This window comes from Polyangium jinanense (genome assembly GCF_028435265.1).
Lineage (GTDB): Bacteria > Myxococcota_A > Polyangia > Polyangiales > Polyangiaceae > Polyangium > Polyangium jinanense.
Genome location: NZ_JAGTJK010000074.1, coordinates 21,106 through 39,792 on the forward strand (window position 1 = coordinate 21,106; position 18,687 = coordinate 39,792).

Annotated in this window: 9 protein-coding genes and 1 pseudogene; 7 read left to right on the forward strand and 3 right to left on the reverse strand. The window is 66.6% G+C overall.

The genetic code is table 11. The features are described from left to right. Window positions 1-60: 60 nt before the first annotated feature. Window positions 61-471, reverse strand: coding sequence for a hypothetical protein (locus KEG38_RS50120; protein WP_272428026.1), 411 nt, complete (start codon window positions 469-471; stop codon window positions 61-63). A gap of 395 nt (window positions 472-866) precedes the next feature. Here KEG38_RS50120 and KEG38_RS50125 point away from each other — a divergent pair, with 395 nt between their 5' ends. The 3 genes from KEG38_RS50125 to KEG38_RS50135 all read left to right on the forward strand — a co-directional run bounded on the left by KEG38_RS50125 (window position 867) and on the right by KEG38_RS50135 (window position 8,481). After that, on the forward strand, window positions 867-6,530 hold the full coding sequence (locus KEG38_RS50125; RefSeq protein WP_272428027.1) for an ATP-binding sensor histidine kinase: 5,664 nt from the start codon (window positions 867-869) through the stop codon (window positions 6,528-6,530). Window positions 6,531-6,814: 284 nt separating this feature from the next. Then, window positions 6,815-7,360, forward strand: coding sequence for a hypothetical protein (locus KEG38_RS50130; RefSeq protein WP_272428028.1), 546 nt, complete (start codon window positions 6,815-6,817; stop codon window positions 7,358-7,360). Between the two features lie 572 nt (window positions 7,361-7,932). Then, window positions 7,933-8,481: a hypothetical protein gene (locus tag KEG38_RS50135; protein ID WP_272428029.1), complete on the forward strand. Its 549-nt coding sequence runs from the start codon at window positions 7,933-7,935 to the stop codon at window positions 8,479-8,481. Window positions 8,482-8,498: 17 nt separating this feature from the next. Here the strand turns inward: KEG38_RS50135 and KEG38_RS50140 are convergent, their stop codons facing one another. Beyond that, window positions 8,499-11,063 (reverse strand): SUMF1/EgtB/PvdO family nonheme iron enzyme, encoded by a 2,565-nt coding sequence (locus tag KEG38_RS50140; protein ID WP_272428030.1) that lies wholly within the window; start codon window positions 11,061-11,063, stop codon window positions 8,499-8,501. Between the two features lie 69 nt (window positions 11,064-11,132). Between KEG38_RS50140 and KEG38_RS50145 the strand changes: the two genes are divergently transcribed. Beyond that, complete coding sequence (locus KEG38_RS50145) at window positions 11,133-12,044, forward strand: FHA domain-containing protein (RefSeq protein WP_272428031.1); 912 nt, start codon at window positions 11,133-11,135, stop codon at window positions 12,042-12,044. 24 nt (window positions 12,045-12,068) lie between these two features. On the opposite strand, the gene KEG38_RS50150 is transcribed toward KEG38_RS50145, so the two are convergent. Continuing rightward, window positions 12,069-12,719, reverse strand: coding sequence for a hypothetical protein (locus tag KEG38_RS50150; protein ID WP_272428032.1), 651 nt, complete (start codon window positions 12,717-12,719; stop codon window positions 12,069-12,071). Window positions 12,720-13,250: 531 nt separating this feature from the next. Between KEG38_RS50150 and istB the strand changes: the two are divergent. From istB to KEG38_RS50165, 3 genes and pseudogenes are all read left to right on the forward strand, one after another. Further along, window positions 13,251-13,919: pseudogene (istB, locus tag KEG38_RS50155) on the forward strand (IS21-like element helper ATPase IstB); the annotation flags it as partial. A 388-nt stretch (window positions 13,920-14,307) separates the two neighbouring features. After that, window positions 14,308-15,234, forward strand: coding sequence for a hypothetical protein (locus KEG38_RS50160; RefSeq protein WP_272428033.1), 927 nt, complete (start codon window positions 14,308-14,310; stop codon window positions 15,232-15,234). 1,388 nt (window positions 15,235-16,622) lie between these two features. After that, a complete protein-coding gene (locus KEG38_RS50165) occupies window positions 16,623-18,479 on the forward strand; it encodes an NHL repeat-containing protein (RefSeq protein ID WP_272428034.1) in 1,857 nt (618 codons plus the stop codon). Window positions 18,480-18,687 lie beyond the last annotated feature (208 nt).

Consider the following 18,687-nt stretch of genomic DNA (forward strand, 5'->3'; position numbering starts at 1 on the left):
TTCGGGTCGAGGGGCGAACAGCCCCCGCGGGGTCCGGGGCGGCGCCCCGGCGCGACGGCCTCAGCCGAGTGGCGGCGATGGCAGCGTGCCGTTCGGATCGTCGAGGTCGTCCTGCTGCGCCTGCCGCAGCCAGCTCTGCGAGAGCGTGCCGGCTGGAAGCCCGGGGAGGTCGACGGTCTCGAACGCGGCGCCATTCTGGACGGACCGTGAGAAACCCCAGTTGTCGAATGCAAAGTGGTTGACGGTGGAGCTCACGAGCGATTCCTCGCTGGCGTAACGCACGATGATGTCGTGCAGCTCTTCGGCGAACGCCGATTCGATTCCGGCCGCGACAAGCCCCGGGTGAACGCGGAGCCGGCCGCTGGTCGATACCGGCGAATGCGTGCGCCAGGTCGCCGCGCCGCACGCCGCGAGCACGGCGCTTGCGAGTGATATCATGCCGACGAATACAGAAGAGAAGCGAATAGCCATGCCTCTTGTGTGCCACGTGAGCGAGGTCGGCATCAAGCACATGACCAAGCTCTGGTGACGGCTTGCACCCCCGGCGGCGCCGTGTCGAGGGATGGCAAACACCCGGACGGACGACGCAGCGCGGCGCGCGGTGCGACCTGAACTCATCGCTTACCGTGCTGCCTGGGCGCAAGTTCGGCTGGCACACAAGGCATCGGGGCCCGTTTACGCGACAAGCTACTGCTGTTACGTATACCGTGCACTGCGAGGACGGCTTCCCCCGTCTGTCATGGTAACATCCTGAACGTGCAGGGTCATCGGTGGGGTCGGGGTTTGGACCGGGAGACTCTTGCCGGTGTCGCTTCTCGTGCGCGGGGAAGGAGAGGTGTGCGCCTTCCGGAAGCCCAGGGCGTTGCATGTACACGCTGAGAGAGCTGCTTTTCCAAAACAACGGGGTCGCCGTTCATCGCGGACTCAGGAAGAGCGATCAGCGCCCGGTGGTGGTCAAGACGCTCGATCCGAGGCGGTGCCGGCCGAGGGACCTCGTGCGCCTGAAGAACGAGTACGAGATTGGCCGGAAGCTCGACATCCCGGCGGTCGTGAAGCCCCTCGCGCTCGAGACGCTCGAGGGCATGCCCGCCCTGGTCATGGAGGATACTGGCAGCGAGCCGCTTTCCCGCCTCCTCGGAGCGCCGATGGGCGTGGAGAGGTTTCTCCCGCTCGCCGTTTCCATCGCGCAGGCCGTCGCGGAAGTCCACGGCCAGGACGTCGTCCACAAGGACCTCAAGCCGGCAAACATCCTCGTCAACGTAGAGGCCGGCGAGGTGAAGATCGTCGATTTCGGGATCGCTTCCCGGCTTCCCCGCGAACCGCAGGCCGCGCAGCCCCTCCGCCTCATCGAGGGCTCGCTGCCGTACATGTCGCCAGAGCAGACGGGGCGGATGAGCCGGGTGATCGACAACCGCTCGGACCTCTACTCCCTCGGCGTGACGTTCTACGAAATGCTGACGGGCAGGCTACCCTTCCAGGCGGCGGATCCCCTGGAATGGGTACATTGCCACATTGCGCGGTCGCCCACGCCTCCTCGGGAGGTCGTTCCGTCGGTGCCGGAGGTGGTCTCGGCCCTCGTCATGAGGCTGCTTTCCAAGGTGGCGGAGGAGCGCTACCAGAGCGCCACAGGCCTCCGGTACGACCTCGCGCGTTGCCTCGCGGCGTGGCAATCGACGAGCCGGATCGAGCCCTTTCCTCTGGGGCAGCGAGACGTGGCGGATCGTTTTCAGACGCCCCAGAAGCTCTATGGTCGCGCGGAGGAGTTCGCCGCGCTCCTCGGCGCCTTCGAGCGGGTGGTCGCCACCGGGACCCCTGAAATCGTGCTGGTTTCCGGTTACTCGGGCGTCGGGAAATCGGCCCTGGTACACGAGCTGTACAAGCCGATCTTCCGGCAGCGGGGCTCCTTGGTCTCGGGGAAGTTCGAGCAGTACAAGCGCGATATTCCCTACGTCACGATCGTCCAGGCGCTGCGCGAGCTCGTGCTCGAGCTCCTCGCCCAGAGCGAGGACCGGATCGATTCCTTTCGGCAGCGGCTGCGGGCCGCCCTCGGGGTGAACGGTCAGCTCATCGTCGACGTGATCCCCCAGGTCGAGCTCGTCCTTGGCCGGCAGCCGCCCGTCCCGGAGCTGCCCGTCACCGAGGCGCAGAACCGCTTCCACATGGTGTTCCGGCATTTCGTCGGGGTGTTTACCCGGAAGGAGCACCCCGTCGCGATCTTCCTCGACGATTTGCAATGGGCCGACGCGGCGAGCCTCGGGCTCCTCGAGGATCTGATGACCCACCCCGAGACGCGCCACCTCCTCGTCATCGGCGCGTATCGCGACAACGAGGTGACCGCCTCGCACCCTCTCGTGCGGGCGCTCGACAAGATGCGGAAGGAGGGCGTGCGCGTCTCGGACATCGTGCTCGGCCCGCTCTGCCGAGAGCACCTCGCCGCGCTCGTCAGCGATACGCTGCATTGCCCCCGCGAAGACGCCGCGCCGCTCGCGAGCCTCGTCCACGAGAAGACGGCCGGCAACCCCTTCTTCGCGATCCAGTTCCTCACCGCGCTCCACGAAGAACGCCTGATCGAATTCGACGGGCGCGCCGGCGTCTTTCGGTGGGACACCGCGAAGATCCGCGAAAAGGGTTTCACCGACAACGTGGTCGCCCTGATGGTCGGGAAGCTCGTGCGGCTTCCCCCATGCGCCCAGCAAGCGCTGAAGCAGCTCGCCTGTCTGGGAAACACCGCGGAGGTCGCCCTCCTGGCGACGGTCCGCGGCCGCTCGGAGGAGGCGTCGCATGCGGACCTGTGGGAGGCCGTTCGCGCGGGGCTGATTCTCCGCATGGGCGGCACGTACAAGTTTCTCCACGACCGTGTCCAGGAGGCGGCCTATTCGCTCATCCCCGCAGGCGAGCGAGCGGCGATGCACCTGGAGATAGGCCGGCTGCTCGCGGCGCGTACGGCGCCCGACGAGCTCGAGGAGAAGATCTTCGAAATCGTGAACCAGCTCGATCTCGGCGCCGCGCTGATTACATCGCGGGAGGAGCGCGAGCGGGTGGCGGTGCTCAACCTCGCCGCGGGCAAGCGCGCCAAGGCGAACGCGGCCTACGCCTCGGCATTGAAGTACCTGGCTTTTGGCTCGGCGCTCCTGCCGGAGGAGAGCTGGGAGCTTCGGTACGAGCTCGTCTTTTCGCTCGAGCTCCACCGGGCCGAGTGCGAGTATTTGACGGGCGAGCTCTCGTCCGCGGAAGAGCGGCTCTCGACGCTCTGGCGCCGCGCCGCAAACCTCGTCGACCTCGCGGTCGTCACGTGCGCGCGCCTCAACCTTTATACCACCCAGGATCGGACCGACCGCGCCGTCGACGCGGGCCTGCAATACCTCCGGCTCATCGACATCGAGTGGTCGCCGCACCCGACGGCGGACGAGGTTCAGCGGGAATACGAGCGGATGTGGCGAAAGCTCGGGGGACGGCCGATCGAGGGGCTCATCGACCTGCCATCGCTCTCGGAGCCGCGCTGGCGGGCGACGATGGACGTTCTCACGATGCTCGCGCCCCCGGCCCAGTTCATCGACAAGAACCTGAGCTGCATCGTCATTGCTCGCATGGCGAACATCAGCCTCGAGCACGGCAACAGCGATGCGTCGTGTTTCGCCTACGGCTGGCTCGGCACCGTCCTCGGACCGCTCTTCGGCGACTATGCGACGGGGTTCCGCTTCGGCAAGCTCGGCCTCGATCTGCTGGAGAACCGCGGGCTGCTCCGCTTCAAGGCCCGCGTCTACCTGCTCTTCGGCAAGAGCATCCATCCATGGTCGAAGCACCTCCGCACGGGCCTCGAGTGGCTGCAGCGCGCCTTCGCCGCGGCGCAGGAGACCGGCGATCTCACGTATGCGGCTTATGCCAGAAACCAATCCTTGACGCTTCTGCTCGCTGCGGGAGAGCCGCTCGGCGAGGTGCAACGAGAGGCTGACGACGCGCTCGAATTCGTGCGGAAGGCGAAGTTCGGTCACGTCGTCGACTCCATCACCGGACAGCTCGTGCTCATCCGGGTTCTTCGGGGCAAGACGCGGGATTTCGCCTCCTTCAACGACGCCGAGTTCGACGAGGGCCGGTTCGAGCGGCACCTGGAGAGCGATCCGCGCCTGTCAATCGCCACCTGCTGGTACTGGATCCGCAAGCTGCAGGCGCGCTTCTCCGCGGGCGCTTTCGCCGCCGCGGTCGAGGCCGCGTCGAAGGCGGAGCGGCTCCTCTCGACGTTGCCCTCCTGCTTCGAGCAGGCCGAATACCATTTTTATGGCGCACTCGCGCGGGCGGCGCACCTCGACACGGCGCCTGTCGACGAGCGGCCCCGGCACCTCGCGGAGCTCGTCGCCCACCACGAGCCGCTCGCGGTGTGGGCCGATAACTGCCCCGAGAACTTCGGGAACCGCGCCGCGCTGGTCGGCGCGGAGATCGCGCGCATCGAAGGGCGGCTCCTCGACGCCGAGCGCCTCTACGAGGAGGCCATCCGCTCCGCGCGCGACAATGGCTTCGTCCACAACGAGGCGGTTGCCTTCGAGACGGCCGCGCGCTTCTACCGTGCGCGCGGCTTCGAGCTCTTCGCCGATACCTACCTGCGCGAGGCCCGCGCCCGCTATCTTCGCTGGGGCGCCGACGGCAAGGTGCTCGAGCTCGACCAGCGCTACCCCCGATTGCTGGAGACGAAGCTGAGCGCGCCCAACGCCACCTTCGCAGCCCGACCCGAGCAGCTCGACCTGCTTTCGGTGACCAAGGCCTCGCAAACCATCTCGAACGAGATCGTCCTCGACAAACTGGTACGCACGCTGCTCGAGGTCGTGCTCGAGCAAGGCGGCGCGCAGAGGGCTTGCCTCATCCTGTGTCAGGGCCAAAGCCTCTCGATCGAAGCGGAGGCCGCCCTCGAAGAGAAAGGGGAGGGGACGAGCTTCCGAAAGACTTCGCCTGTGGATGTTTCACAGCGCGTCCCCGTGTCGCTCGTCCATTACGTGCAGCGGACGAGGGAGCGCGTCATCCTCGGTGACGCCTCCTCCGATGCAGGGAAGTTCTCGGGCGACGATTACTTCGCGCGGCACAAGCCCAAATCCGTCCTCTGCATGCCCATTCTGAGGCCGGCCGAGGTGGTCCATTTCCTCTATCTCGAGAACAACCTGCTCGCCGGTGCCTTCACGCCCGACCGGCTCGTCGCCCTGTCGCTCCTCGCCACGCAGGCGGCAATTTCCCTGGAGAAGGCGCTGCTCCACGGCAAGGAGCAGGCGGCGCGGGCGGCGGCCGAGGAGGCGGAGCGCCGCGCGGCTTTCCTGGCCGAGACGGGGGCCATCCTGTCGGAGTCGCTCGATTACGAAGAGACGTTCGCCCGCCTGGGCCGGCTCTGCGTGCGCTCGCTCTGCGATTGGTGCGTGATCGATATCCTGGAGCGTGAAGAGATCCGGCGTATCTCCGGGGCCCACAAGGACCCCGCGAAGGAGCCGCTGCTCGAGGAGCTGAAGCAGCGCTACCCTCCTCGGATGGATTCGCCGCACCCGGCTGCCATGGTCCTGCGGACCGGAAAGGCGCTCCTGTTGCCCGAGCTCTCCATGGAAGACATCCGGGCCACCTGTGATGATGACGCACACGCGGGGCTCATCCGCGCGCTGGGGACGCGGACGGGCTTGGCGGTGCCGCTCGTGGCGCGGGGGCAAACGCTCGGGGTGCTGAGCATGGCCTCGTGCGCGCCGGGGCGGCGTTATGGGGACGCCGATCTCACGCTGGTCCAGGAAGTGGCGCGAAGGGCCGCGACCGCGATCGACAACGCGCGCCTCTACCGCAAGACCCAGGAGGCCATCCGCGTGCGAGACGAGTTCCTCTCGGTGGCCTCGCACGAGCTCAACACGCCGCTCACGTCGCTCACGCTCACATTGCAGTCGATGAGCAGGGCCATCCAATTGGGTCGATTCTCCGACGGGCAAGCCGTGGGCAAGCTGATCGAGCGCGCCTTGCGGCAAGGGACGCGCCTGGCTCGGCTGAACGATGATCTCCTGGATGTCACGCGAATCCACGCGGAACGGCTTCCCCTGGAGCCGGAGGACGTCGACCTCGGGGTCCTCACCCACAACGTGGTCGAGCAATTCACCCTGGATCTGGAGCGAGCCAGGTGCGCGCTCTCGGTACGGGACAGCGCCCCGATCATGGGCCATTGGGATCGCTCCCGCGTCGAGCAGATCGTCACGAACCTCCTCGCCAATGCGATCAAGTTCGGGGCCGGCAAGCCCATCGAGATCTCCCTCGGCAAGGAGGCCGGGACCGCGTGGCTCGCGGTGGCGGATCATGGAATCGGTATCGATCCGGCGAGGCAGGGCCGGATCTTCGAGCGCTTCGAGCGCGCCGTATCCAAGAACTACGGCGGGCTTGGGCTCGGCCTGTACATCAGCCGGAGGATCGCGGAGGCGCACGGGGGCACGCTCCGTGTCCAGAGCGAGCCGGGCGTGGGAGCCACCTTCACCCTCGAGCTCCCTTGCGCCGGGCCGCCGCCCTCCGGAGGGCCGCAGGCCTAGAACATCGATCGGTCGATTACACGTTCATTACAGCGCTCGACAACGTTGCTCACCGGCACCCTCCCGAGCTGTAAGGGCGGAGTAAGTGCATTCCGGCGAAAAGGGTGACATCCTCTCGATTGTCGGAGGCGCGGCGCAACCCCCTTCGATCCCGGGAGGCGATTCCGGCGCGATCAGGCATGGCTGATCGCACGGGCGCGCCCCTCGAACCATCGCTCGTTTGGCCATCGAAATGGCGCCATGCGGGCGATAAAAACGAGACCGTAAAGAGAGGAGCATCGATCATGGCTCAGGATATCTTGATCATCGTCAACGCCAAGACCGGCACCGTGCAGATGTATGCCGCCGATCCCTCGATCGTCCAGGGCAACTCGCAGGGCTCGAACGAGCTCTGGGTGCGCGTCCCCGCCTCCGAGCAGTTGCGGTGGCGCGTGGAGCCGCTCCAGCTTGCCGAGGGCGCCGGCGGCGAGGCCGATCTCTACCACGCGATCATCACGAAGGTCGAGCTCTGGGGAGCGACCGAATCCCCGCCCCAGGGTGATGCCAGCAAGTACCTCGTGGACTGGATCAGCAACAACGGCGCCGGAGATACCCCCTATTACAGCGCTCCGGGCACGATCACTCCCGGGAAAAACACGTTTGGGCCTCCCACGCCCGTCGCCACGCAGGGCATCAATCGCCCCTTCATCGCGTGCGAGACGCAAATGTCGAACCGCGACGAGATGGTGAGCCCCAAGATCGCTTATTCCTTCTCCGTCGACATCTACCTGGGCAGGGAGAAGGTGAACACCGTCACCTGGGACCCCTTCGTGACGGTCTACCGTCCGTAAGGACGTCCTCGAGCGGTCGCACGCTCAGGCTCGAACAGGGCGGCGGTCGCTCGCCGCGAGCCGCCCTGGTTCGACCCTCGACAAGCCCGCGCTCTCGAACTGAGCATTGGTCTCATCTGGGAGGCGCTGAGCTGGGGCGTTGCCCCAGGCCCCACCAGGGGCTATCCGCCCCTGGACCCGGACCAGCCAGGGGCTGGACCCGGGGTCGATGAACTGCGCGATGCGCAGTTCATCGAACAGCCGAGTCAAGACCAGGAGCGATCCTGCCCGCCAAGACAGCAGCGCTGACATCTCAACCGGCAGCGGGCCTGTTGGAAGAACTGCGCATCGCGCAGTTCTTCCACGAATGGTCCAGGGCTTGCCCTGGTTCGGGTCGAGGGGCGAACAGCCCCCGCGGGGTCCGGGGCAGCGCCCCGGCGCGGCGGCCTCAAGAAGAGACCAATGCTCAGGCTCTCGAAGCAGGGGCGCGGCCCCCTTCCTTGACCTTCTTCGCTTTCGCGTCGTCCAATCGGCCCGGCGGTGTAACGGGCGTGTAATTGACCGGGCCCCCGCGCTCGGGTAGGAGGGTACGCATGCACAACAAAGAGAAGAGTGACGCGACCGGTGGTGTCCATCCGTTGAACGCCCAGCTCGATCCAGGGCTTTTGGATTGGCGGTATTACAAGATCGAATGGAGCGGGAGCCGGAAGTTCGCGGACATCATTGCCACCCGGGTCGCCGGCGCGGGGTACAACGCTGGTGTGGAGTACTGGCTCGTGGACAAGGCGGGCTTGACGGTCGAGAACGGGCTCGTCGTCACCTGCGTGGGCGACAAGGCCTGGACCGATTCGCGGCCCTTGGCCCCCACGAATGCGCAGGAGTTCACCGCTCCCTGCGCGGCGGACTGGACCGAGGTGGACACCGACCTCACAACCGGCACTCTCTACAAGCACGCGACCGAGGACTATTACGTGCGTATCGCGATCAGCGACAAGGAGCCGGACGCGACCATTTCGATGCTGCGATGGTATCAGAAGAAAACCACGGCCCCGGCGCCGTCCTTCGAACCGAGCGGGACGTATACCCAGGTCTCGGCGCTCGGGTCCGGACGGATGTGGTATGCCGATTCGAAGTCGCCCTGACCACAAAGACGTGCGATTCAGCGCGGATCCATGTTCGCGGTCAAGCTCCGCGCGACCCGTAGTCCCACCGTCGCTCGCCGTATCCCAGGCAGGAGCCCGAAGCGCCCCGCCGCCCGCGCGAAGGGAAGCGCGCTGCTCCATCCACCGCCCCGCACCGCCCGGTGCTCCGGATCGCCAGGCGACGCCTCGTCGACGAGCACTCGCTCCCCCACGATTGCCGGCCCCTCGCGCCGCCACACGTTGCAGCACCAATCTCGCGAGTTGCCGCTGAGCCCGCGCACCCCATAAGGGCTTTCGTCGGCCGGATAGCTGTCCGCTGCGACGCGCATCGGCACGCCCGCGTGGCTCTCGAGCACGCACGCAAACGTCGCGTCCGGGTAATCGCCCCACGGGTAGGCTCGGCCATCCACCCCGCGCGCGGCTTTCTCGCGTTCGAGCTCGTTCGGCAGTCGCCAGGGCAGCCCCGTCTGCGCCGAGAGCCAGCGCGCGTACGAAAGCGCCGCGTACCAATCGATGGACGCCACGGGCCACTCCGACGCCAATCGCGCGCCGGCCTCGTCGACCGCCAGCATGAAGCGCCCCCCGGCCTCGCGACCAAACAGCGGCCGCTCGTCCCTGGCCTCCGCCATCCCGTGCGCGGTGCGCGGTACGCACGCGAGCGCCTCCTCCTCGCGGCCCTCGCCGAGCAGCGCGTTCAGGAACGCAAGGTATTCGCCGTTCGTCACGGGGAAGCGGCGCAAGACGAACGCATCGATCCATACCCGCCGGGCGGGCAGGCTGTCCGGCGCCTCCGGATCGCCGCCGATGTCGGCATACCCCGCGGGCACGAAGCAATCGTCCGGGCCGAGCGCATGCAGGAGGGGCAACGAGAGGATACGAGGCCCTGTCTCGCCCGGCGGCGTGCCGTCCCAGTGGGCGCCCCGCTCGATGCATACCGGCAGGCGCACCTCCGCCCGCCCCGGCGCCGAGATCACGAGGAGATAGCTGCCGCGGGGCAACACCGCCTCCCGGATCGGCGCGCGCCCGAGATGCCGCACCGGCTCGGCCACGAGGCGCCTGTCGCGCGCGGCGAACCGACAGAGCAGCACCTCGGCGCCTTCGGGATCGGTCACGAGCGAGAGCGCGCCGTCGCCGCGCAAAATGGCCGCGTGTCGCCCCCGATCGTGGGTCCGGAGCATGGCCTCGGCGCGAGCCGCGTCCTCATGCCGGCGCGCGCGTTCGGCGGCGACGAGCTCGTCGCAATGACGATCGGCGAGCAGTGCGTGCGCCTCGGGCAGCTCGGGGTCCAGGATCAGAGCGCCGTGCGCCGCTTGCAGCAGGGCCGCCTCGCGGAGCACCGCGTCCTGTGCAATCCGCGACGCTTCGTCTTCGAGCGCCCAGGCTGGCCGCTTGACCTCCACCGGATCGTAGGGGCGCACCGCCTCCATGAGCCGCCGCGCGCGCGCTGTGATCTCGCGCGCTCGTGCCCGCAGCTCCGCGATTTCCGGCAGGAGCGCCGCCGCCTCCGCGAGCGCGAGGCGGGCCTGCTCGCGGCGGCGCGCCCCGTCGAGCCAATCGAGGACCTCACGGCCGAGAGCCGCGGCGTCGGGGTACCGCGCGGCAGGATCGCGCTGCATGGCGCGCTCGCATATCGCGACGAGCTCCCGCGGCAATGCAGGGCCACCCCGGGCCGCCTCGGCGACCGGGATCGGGGGGCCCGCGAGCACCTGCCGCCAGATGGCAAGGCCACTGCCTCGATAGGGCGGGCGCCCGGCGAGGAGTTGATAAAGGATGGCGCCGAGGGCGTAGACATCACTCGGCTTGCCATGCATGGCGTGCTCGCCGCCCGCCTGTTCGGGCGGCATGTACGTGGGCGTCCCGAGCACCTCGCCGTGGCGCGTGAGCCCCCCTTCGTCGCCTCCGTCGCCTTCGTGGATTGCGTCGTCATCGTCCGGCTCGCTCGGCAGCGGATCGCCAATGCGGCGCGCGAGGCCCCAGTCCATGACGAACGCCTCGCCTTGCTCACCAACCATGAGGTTCATCGGCTTGAGATCGCGATGAAGAATCCCCTCGCCGTGCGCGTACGCGACCGCCTGGGTGATGCGCGCGAACGCGTCGACGGCGCGGCGGAACGTCCAGCCCGAGGGCGTGGGCCCGAAGCCCGTCGGCCCCGCGGCCCCGTAGAGCTCCGCAATCACGGCGTCGAATGTACGTCCGCGGACCTCCTGCATGGTGAACCAGGGCCTGCCGTCGTCGAACTGGCCTCGCTCGTGAACGGGAATGATTCCCGGGTGTTGCAGCCGCGCCGTGAGCTCGATCTCGCTGATGAAGCGGGCGCGCATCCGCGGGTTTTGCACGTGCTCCCAGCGCAGCACTTTCATGGCGAGCACACGCCCGAAGAGCAAATCGCGCACGCGCCGCACGTCGCCGGCCCCCCCGCGGGCGATGCGACCGAGATCCTCGTAGCGGCGCGGCAGCGGCGGCTCCACGGCTTCCATCGGCTCGACCGCGCGCACACCGGAGTCGGTCTCGGCGGTGAGGATGGACGCCGTCGAGTCGCTGGAGGCATCCACCGTCGGCGGAGGAACGGGGCTGGGATCCATGACGATGGCGTATACACGGGATTGGACGGGCATGGTAGGCTGCGGCTCGGCCTTTGAGTGAGGGCGAGGATGGGGACACTCAAGAACGAGTCGACACAGGATTATGTTACCCTGGGGGTGCGGTGTCTGATTGGGCGGCATTCGGCCTGTGACGTGCGCGTGGACGAACGGCGTGTTTCTGCGGAGCACGCCAGCTTGCACTGGACAGGTGGGCGCTGGGAGCTCAGGGACCTCGGCAGCCGGAACGGGACGCTGCTCGGGGGCCAGCGCCTTTCGCCTGGAGAGCGTGTGCCGCTCGCGGAGGGGGCGGCATTCTCGCTGGGAGGCCCGAGCCCCACGTTCGTGTTGACCGACGGCTCCCCGCCGGGCGCGGCGGCTCGGCACCATGCAAGCGGGGCGCGGCGCGCCGCCTCGGGGGGCATGCTTCTCCTGCCGGACGAGGAGCTGCCGCTCGTGAGTGTATTCGAGAATGGCGAGGGCCAATGGGTGACCGAGACCGGCGACGATGTGCAGCCGGTCGAGGATCGGCAGGTCATCACGATTGCGGGTGAATCCTGGACGCTCGAGCTTCCGCCGCGCGATACCGAGACCTGGCAGAGCGACATCAGGAGCCCGATGCTGGAGAGCATTCATCTGCGGCTCGCCGTGAGCCAGAATGAAGAGCAGGTGACGGCGACGGTGGTGATGGGCCGGCGAGAGGCGGAGCTCCCGGCACGGACCCACCATTACCTCCTGGTCACGCTGGCCCGCGCGTGGCTCGAGGATCGCGACGCGCCGGCGGCAAAACGAGGCTGGCTCGGGCGCGAGGCGTTATGCCGGATGCTGGCGACGGACGCGAACAAACTGAACGTCGACATCCACCGCGCCCGCAAACAGCTCGCGGTCCTGGGCGTCCAGAATGCCGCGGGGCTCGTGGAGCGGCGGCCGGACACGGGGGAGATCCGGATTGGCGTGCGGAGCGTCGAGGTCGTCCGGATGTGAAGGCCGGGGCCCAGGGCTCTCGTCCTACCGATTCCCCGAGCGGATGGCCATCACGACGGCGACGAACACGAACAGCACCACAAGCGAAAGCGAGTAGTGGATGGCGATCTGCTGCGAGTTCGTCTGCGTCCGGCGGGCAAGGAACTTGCTCGAGGTCCCCTCGCCGTACAGGTCCCGATAACGGTAGGTTCCCAGCGGAATGAGCGGCAAGCCGCAGAAGACGACCCAGTGGACCCGGACCACGGAGCCGCAGTCGCAGCATCCCCGGTCCTCTCCGTAGAACATCGTCCCCGTGCCATTGACGGTCGAGATGTTGCCAGGCGACAGCGGGGTGGACTCGTCATAGCACCTCTTGCAGAACCCGGAGCTCCGGTGCTCCTCCTCCTCGCGCTGTCTTGCCAGCTGCATTCGGCGGACCTCGACGAGATCCCTCACGAGCGTCTCCGCCGCGGCCGGCGCCGCGCCGCTCGACACGAGCGCAGACCAGATCTCGACCGCGGACTTGCCCTGGCCAAGCAGTGCGACAGCGAGGAGGAGGCTGTTCACATGGGCCTCCGCCGCGGCCGGCGCCACGCCGCTCGACACGAGCGCGGACCAGATCTCGGCCGAGGATTTTCCCTGGCCGAACAGGGAGACAGCCGGATCGCATGGCTGCCTGTTGATCATGTCGTTCATGACACCCGCCCCGAACCTCCAGAGGTGGACCTCAGCACTTCTTCGTGCTCGCCCGCGCGCACCTCCGGTACTTCAACCCGTTAATGCCCCCCTTGGCGTTCTCGGCCTCCGCCCACGCGCGGTACCTCGCGGAAGGGCAAAGGACTTTCCGGGGAGGATTTGTCGCCCCTAAAACCCCCTTTCGGGTACGCTCCGCCCCGTGCGGACACGATTCTCTCTCGGGGCGGTGGGGCTCGGTGGGCGGGGAGCGCGGAGGCGTTTTGCGGTTTCTACGTGAGCGGCGCCGACAAACGGCTCTCGGACAAACCGCGGTTTTTCGGGCCGAGCGCTCGTTTGGCCTGACTGTTTGGCGAGGTGGCGGAGCACACCCCCGCGTGCTTTTTGATCGTATCACCTCGCCCACCACCGTCTGGACGCTGGCCCGGCCCCGTGTCAGGCGCCGCGCACATGCGCTGTCGAGCCGACGGCCTCGCGCATTCGGCTTGGAATGCAAGTACCGCGTAGACGTCCGCGCAACCGCTCGCGCGAAGCGCGTTCGTCGAGCAGATCGTCGAGCTCGAGGAGAAGGAGCGCGCGAACAACAGCCTGGAACGACGAATGTCGCGCAGCCGGGTGGGCCGCTTCAAGTCGATGACGGATTTCGACTGGGACTGGCCGACGAGGATCGACCGCGAGCTGGTGGAGGCCGCGCTCCGGCTCGAATTCATCGAGCAATCGAAGAATGTCGTGCTGGTGGCATCACACGGGCTCGGCAAGTCGATGATCGCGCGCAACATCGCGCACCAGGCGGTGCTCGCCGGCCACTCCGTCATCTTCACGACCGCCGCGCAGCTCCTGCTCGATCTGGGCGCGCGGGAAACGAGCCGAGCGCTGGACAAGCGGCTGAAGCATTACGCGAAGGCGACGCTTCTCGTGCTCGACGAGGTGGGATACCTGTCCTTCGACGGGCGCAACGAGGACCTGTTATTCCAGCTCGTGAACCTGCGATACGAGAAGAAGAGCATCGTGCTGACGACGAACCTCGCCTTCAGCGATTGGCCAACGATCTTCCCGAACGCGACGTGCGCGACGGCGCTGATCGACCGCGTCGTCCACCACGCCGAGATCATCATGATCGAGGGCGAGAGCTACAGGCTCCGTGAGGCGAAGGAGGCCGCGGAGCGGAGAAACGGCGCCGCGGCCGCGAAGAAGAAGCGGTAGATCGCGGCGGCGGGAGAGACGGACCGGTCGGCAGAGGCGTTGCGAACGTCGGGCGGCCGGTCCAGATTTCTGCGGATCGGGAGGAGCGGTGACAGCGGTCGTGAACGGCAGAGGTGTGAGTCTCGTCAAGCCTTTCTTCAACGAGTATGAGACGATGCATGCCGATGCGTCGCCATTGCGGGTAGCGCGACTCACTTTATCTGGAGATTGACAGGCGCGAGAGTTCTAGCGTTTCCTTCGCTTTTGCGGTCGCCGCACAAATCTGATCCACCGGACAGGAAGCCTTTGACAGCTACATTTTTTCGGATGTCTTGTCCGCGTAAAGCGGGGTGTAGGGTTGGCGCGGGGTGTATCTCGTGCACTCATCCGCCCCGAAAAGGAGAATTCCATGGGCTATCCGATGCATGAAGATCCAGAGACGGCCACGTTCTGGGCGAACGTAGCGAGGGTTGACGGGGTCAGGTTCAACAGACAAACCAATTCCAAGAGCGCTCCCTCCACGCCCGCCGAGAAAGGCAGCGGGCCCGGGGCCGATCTGTACGAGATCACGACGGACGCGGCCGCAAATACCATCAACGACATGGTCGCTGCCTCCGACGCCTTCAACTGGTGGGGGGAACTGATCACCATGCTCTATAACCCCGCCGGCGCCTTTCGGGACGTGGTCTTCGAGATCGTCGGTGACGCCATGAAGGCGGGCATCGCGGCGCGGAAGTTCTGGCACGATCACAAGTTTGCCAAGGGCGATCGCATCTACATCTCGACCAACGTCGCGTACCCGTCGGGGGAGGTTACTGTCTATTGCGGGTGCTCCGTACTCGGCTCCGACTACAATCGCTTCATCCAGAAGGGGAGCTCGTTCTCCAGGGAGGACATGCAGCGGATCGACAACTACTACGGTGCCATCCCCGATCCCCTGCCTCCCGTCGTCCAGCTTAAGCTCGACTCCCGCAATATAACGGTCAGGCGGACCAGCATGACCCTAGACAAGGGATCGTGGGTGCCGGGGAAAGAGCCGCCCGAGACGCTGGACATTCACTCCGTCATCTGCGAGGTATCTGCCGACGGAGTGACCGCCCCGGTGGGCGTATCGGGACAGATCGTCTACGAAGGCGGCGACCTCAAGTGGACGATCAAGTTCAACCTCACCTGCAATCCCGGTGTCAATACGGGCTTGGCATCGGCGGGGTGCCAGTCTATCGCGGAGAACGAATGGCACGCGGAGATGGAGAGCATCGATCCGAGCGGTGTCCCTGATCAGAGCAGGGCGTGGTATTGCTATGTCTGGAAGACGGATTGGAGTCACCGGGGATGATGGTGGCGTTGCAAATTCGAACGACCAAGCCGCCGTCATGAATGACCAAGCCGCCGTGGAACACTGGCTGAGCCCGTCCCGCGCTGCTCGTGGAATGGAGCGCCAGGGTCGGGGCCGTTCGATCTGGTGGAACCGGGGGCGGCGTCGCGCGACGTGCACAGAGGACATCGACACAGCGCAACCGCCCGAGATCCGACAAACGGCCGCCAGAGGAGAGCGGCGGGGAAAAGGACAACGCTCGCCCAAAAGCGCCTCCCCGCCGCCCTCTTCTCGAGCAACCCGCAACGCAAATACTCGTCCACTTCGCGCACGACGAACTTCGGCAAACTGCTCAATCCTTCTATACGCTCACGAAATGCCGGCCAAACCTCGCTCAACACCCGATAAAGGATACTCTCCTCGGGGCGACGACGTTCGTATTGGTAGGGCTGGTGAGTGTTCAGTATGACGTGCGGACTCGAGCATCCACGCGCTATGCGCTCGCCGTGCCAAACGAATTTGCCGCAGTTTTCTCGACGTTTTCGCTGCCGAACTCATGGCGGCCGCCATGGCGGCACCTGGCGGCCGCCACCCCGCCGCCAACTGAAGGCTTTGCGTCGGCCCGCGAACGTCAACCGCTCAACTCAAACCCCAAAATGATGCCCCCGCAACCACCTCGGCAAACCCGTCTTGAACTGCCTCGCCGTCACCCGTATCCTCCCACGGCAGCCACACGCGCACGTGTGCCCCTTCGCATCTTCCTTTGCCGCCCACGCCTGCGCTTCTCCTCGTGCAGTTCCTGATCGTGTAGCTAACCTCACCGTTCCTTCGATGTGCACTTTTTGGCCCAAGGTCAGGGGAGCCGACAAACGGCTCTCGGACAAACCGTGGTTTTACGGGCCGAGCGCTCGTTTTGCCGGGCTGAAACTTGGCGCTTTCCAGTGTGGGCATTGGGGTCAGCGTCAACGGCTGTCCAGAACTGCCTCCGACCGCGTGGTCTCGTCTCTCGTTCCCACTTTAATCCTGCCCCCGAAGTAAAGGGGCTCGCGGCGGGCGGGCGCCCCGGCAAGGGGAACCGCCCCGCGCGCGACATCCCGAGGGCGGTCCCGTCGACGGCTGCGGCGCTCTCCAGGTCCAGGGCCGCAGGATCGTGGAGAACGCCGTCCGCCTCCGTACGGGCAGTCTCACGCCCATTTTGAGAAGATCCCCTTCCACAGCAGAAGCGGAGCCCAACGCATCCTTCGCGGTGCGCCTGCCTCGCCGCCTGCCGACGTCGAAAACCTCCTTGTCCCCCTTCTGATACTCTGCTAACCAGAGTCACGAACGAACGTTCGTTCTGTTAACTTGAACACGATGGCACCGTCTCGATCGCCGAGGTCGAGCGCCTCGTGAGAACGGAGAGAATGACGATGAAAACACGTACGCTCGTTGTGGTTGCATGGGGGCTTCTGGCCGGCGCATGTTCGGAAGATCCCGGGACGGGAACCAGCGGCACAGGCGGCTCTGGAGGCATGGGCGGGGGCGGCTCTGGTGGAATGGCCACGGGCGGCTCTGGAGGCTCTGGTGGAATGGCCACGGGCGGCTCTGGAGGCATGGGCGGGGGCGGTTCTGGTGGAATGGCCACGGGCGGCTCTGGTGGAATGGGCGGCTCTGGCGGCATGGGCACGGGCGGCTCTGGTGGAATGGGCGGAGGCGCTGGCGGCATGGGCGGGACATCGAGCGCTTCGAGCGGTGCGCAAATCTGCATACCTGGCACGCCGAAGAGCTGTTATGACGGGCCCGGCGGCACGGAAGGCGTGGGGACGTGCCTCGGCGGGATGTCGACGTGCCTGCCCGACGGCTCCGGCTTTGGTCCGTGCGAGGGGGAGGTCTTGCCGGCGACGGACGATTGCAAGACGGCTGCGGACGAGGACTGCAATGGCGCGAACGCGGCGTGCCCCGGCTCGACGAGCTGGAGCCGACGCTTCGGCAGCAACCTCATGAACCAAACCGAAGAAAAACTCGGGGGGCTCGCGGTGGACGCGGGAGGGAACGTGCTCATCGCGGGCCATTATCTTTCCACGATGGACTTCGACGGAGGCCTTGGGCTCGGCGACGGGGGGAGCGCCCGCGACGGGTTCGTAGCGAAGCTCGACAGTACCGGCCAACCCATCTGGGCGCGCAAGATTGCGGCGCTCAACAATCTGTACATGCGCGGCGCGTGCGTCGATCCGCAGGGCAACGTCGTGGTCGTCGGCGAGACCAACGGCGACGGCATCAACGCGGGCGGAGGCTTGAAGGTCGGCACCGGGTCGGTGCAGACGTTCGTGGTCAGCTACGATCCGGCTGGCAACCATCGCTTCTCCTTGGTCTCGAACGGCTCGGGCTCGGCCTACGCAAAAGCAGTCGCGTGCGGCGCCGATGGCTCGATCGCGCTGGTCGGCTATTTCACCGGCAACCTGACCTTCGGCGGCAACCAGATCATTTCCAATGGCTCGGATGCATTCGTGGTGAAATTCTCGGGAGATGGTCAACAGATCTTCACGAAGCGCTACGGGGACGCCAGTTTCCAGGCGGCCACGGGCGCCGCCTTCGACACGCAAGGCCGGGTCGTGATCTCGGGATACAACGACAATACGATCGACTTCGGCGTCGCGACGCTCGCCAAGGGGTTCTTCGTCGCGAGGCTCTCGGCGACCGGAGAGCACCTCGCGAGCAGGAGCTTTCCGGGCGACGCGACTTCGTCGTCAAATTTGCTGGTTCGCGTGAGCGCGGGGCCGGACGACACGCTCGTCCTGGCGACGGACTCGGGGGACACGCCGATCGTCGTCGATCTCGGAGTCGCCGGCCCGCAAAACGGGACGTTTTTCATGGTGAAGCTCGACGGGTCCACCACGCCGGTATGGGGGAGGGTTTTTTCGGGTGCCGGAGGTCTGAAGGGCGTCACGTTCGGAAACAACGGCGACGTCGTGGTGACCGGCGCGCTGCGCGGCTCGGTCGACTTCGGGAGCGGTACGGCGCAGACGACGACCGGCTCGTCGGATATCGTGGTCGCCTCGTATTCGGCCGCGGACGGCGCATTCCGGTGGTCGCGCGTGGAAGGGGACTTCGATGCGAAATCCATGCCACAATGGGGCGAGGCCGTTGGCGTGAATGCGGCGGGCCAGATTTACGTGGGCGGTAGTTTCGAGGGAGCCATTCACTGGGGAGACCAAGAGCTCGTCGCGAGCTTCGGTCATGTCGGTCTTTACTCGTCGGACGTGTTCGTCGCGTCGCTCGCGCCGTGATTGCGTGGCATTAAGGATGCTGAACATTGGTCTCATCGCAAGCCGCCGCGCCGGGGCGCCGCCCCGGGCCCCGCGGGGGCTAATACCTTAGGAGATCCCCCGGCTCTGCCGGGGAGGCAGCCGAAGTTTGACATTTCCGGGGGTCTAAAGGCGGAACCCCCTTCGTGAGCCGCTCAAAGCAACACGAAAGGGGTTCCAGTGGACGAGT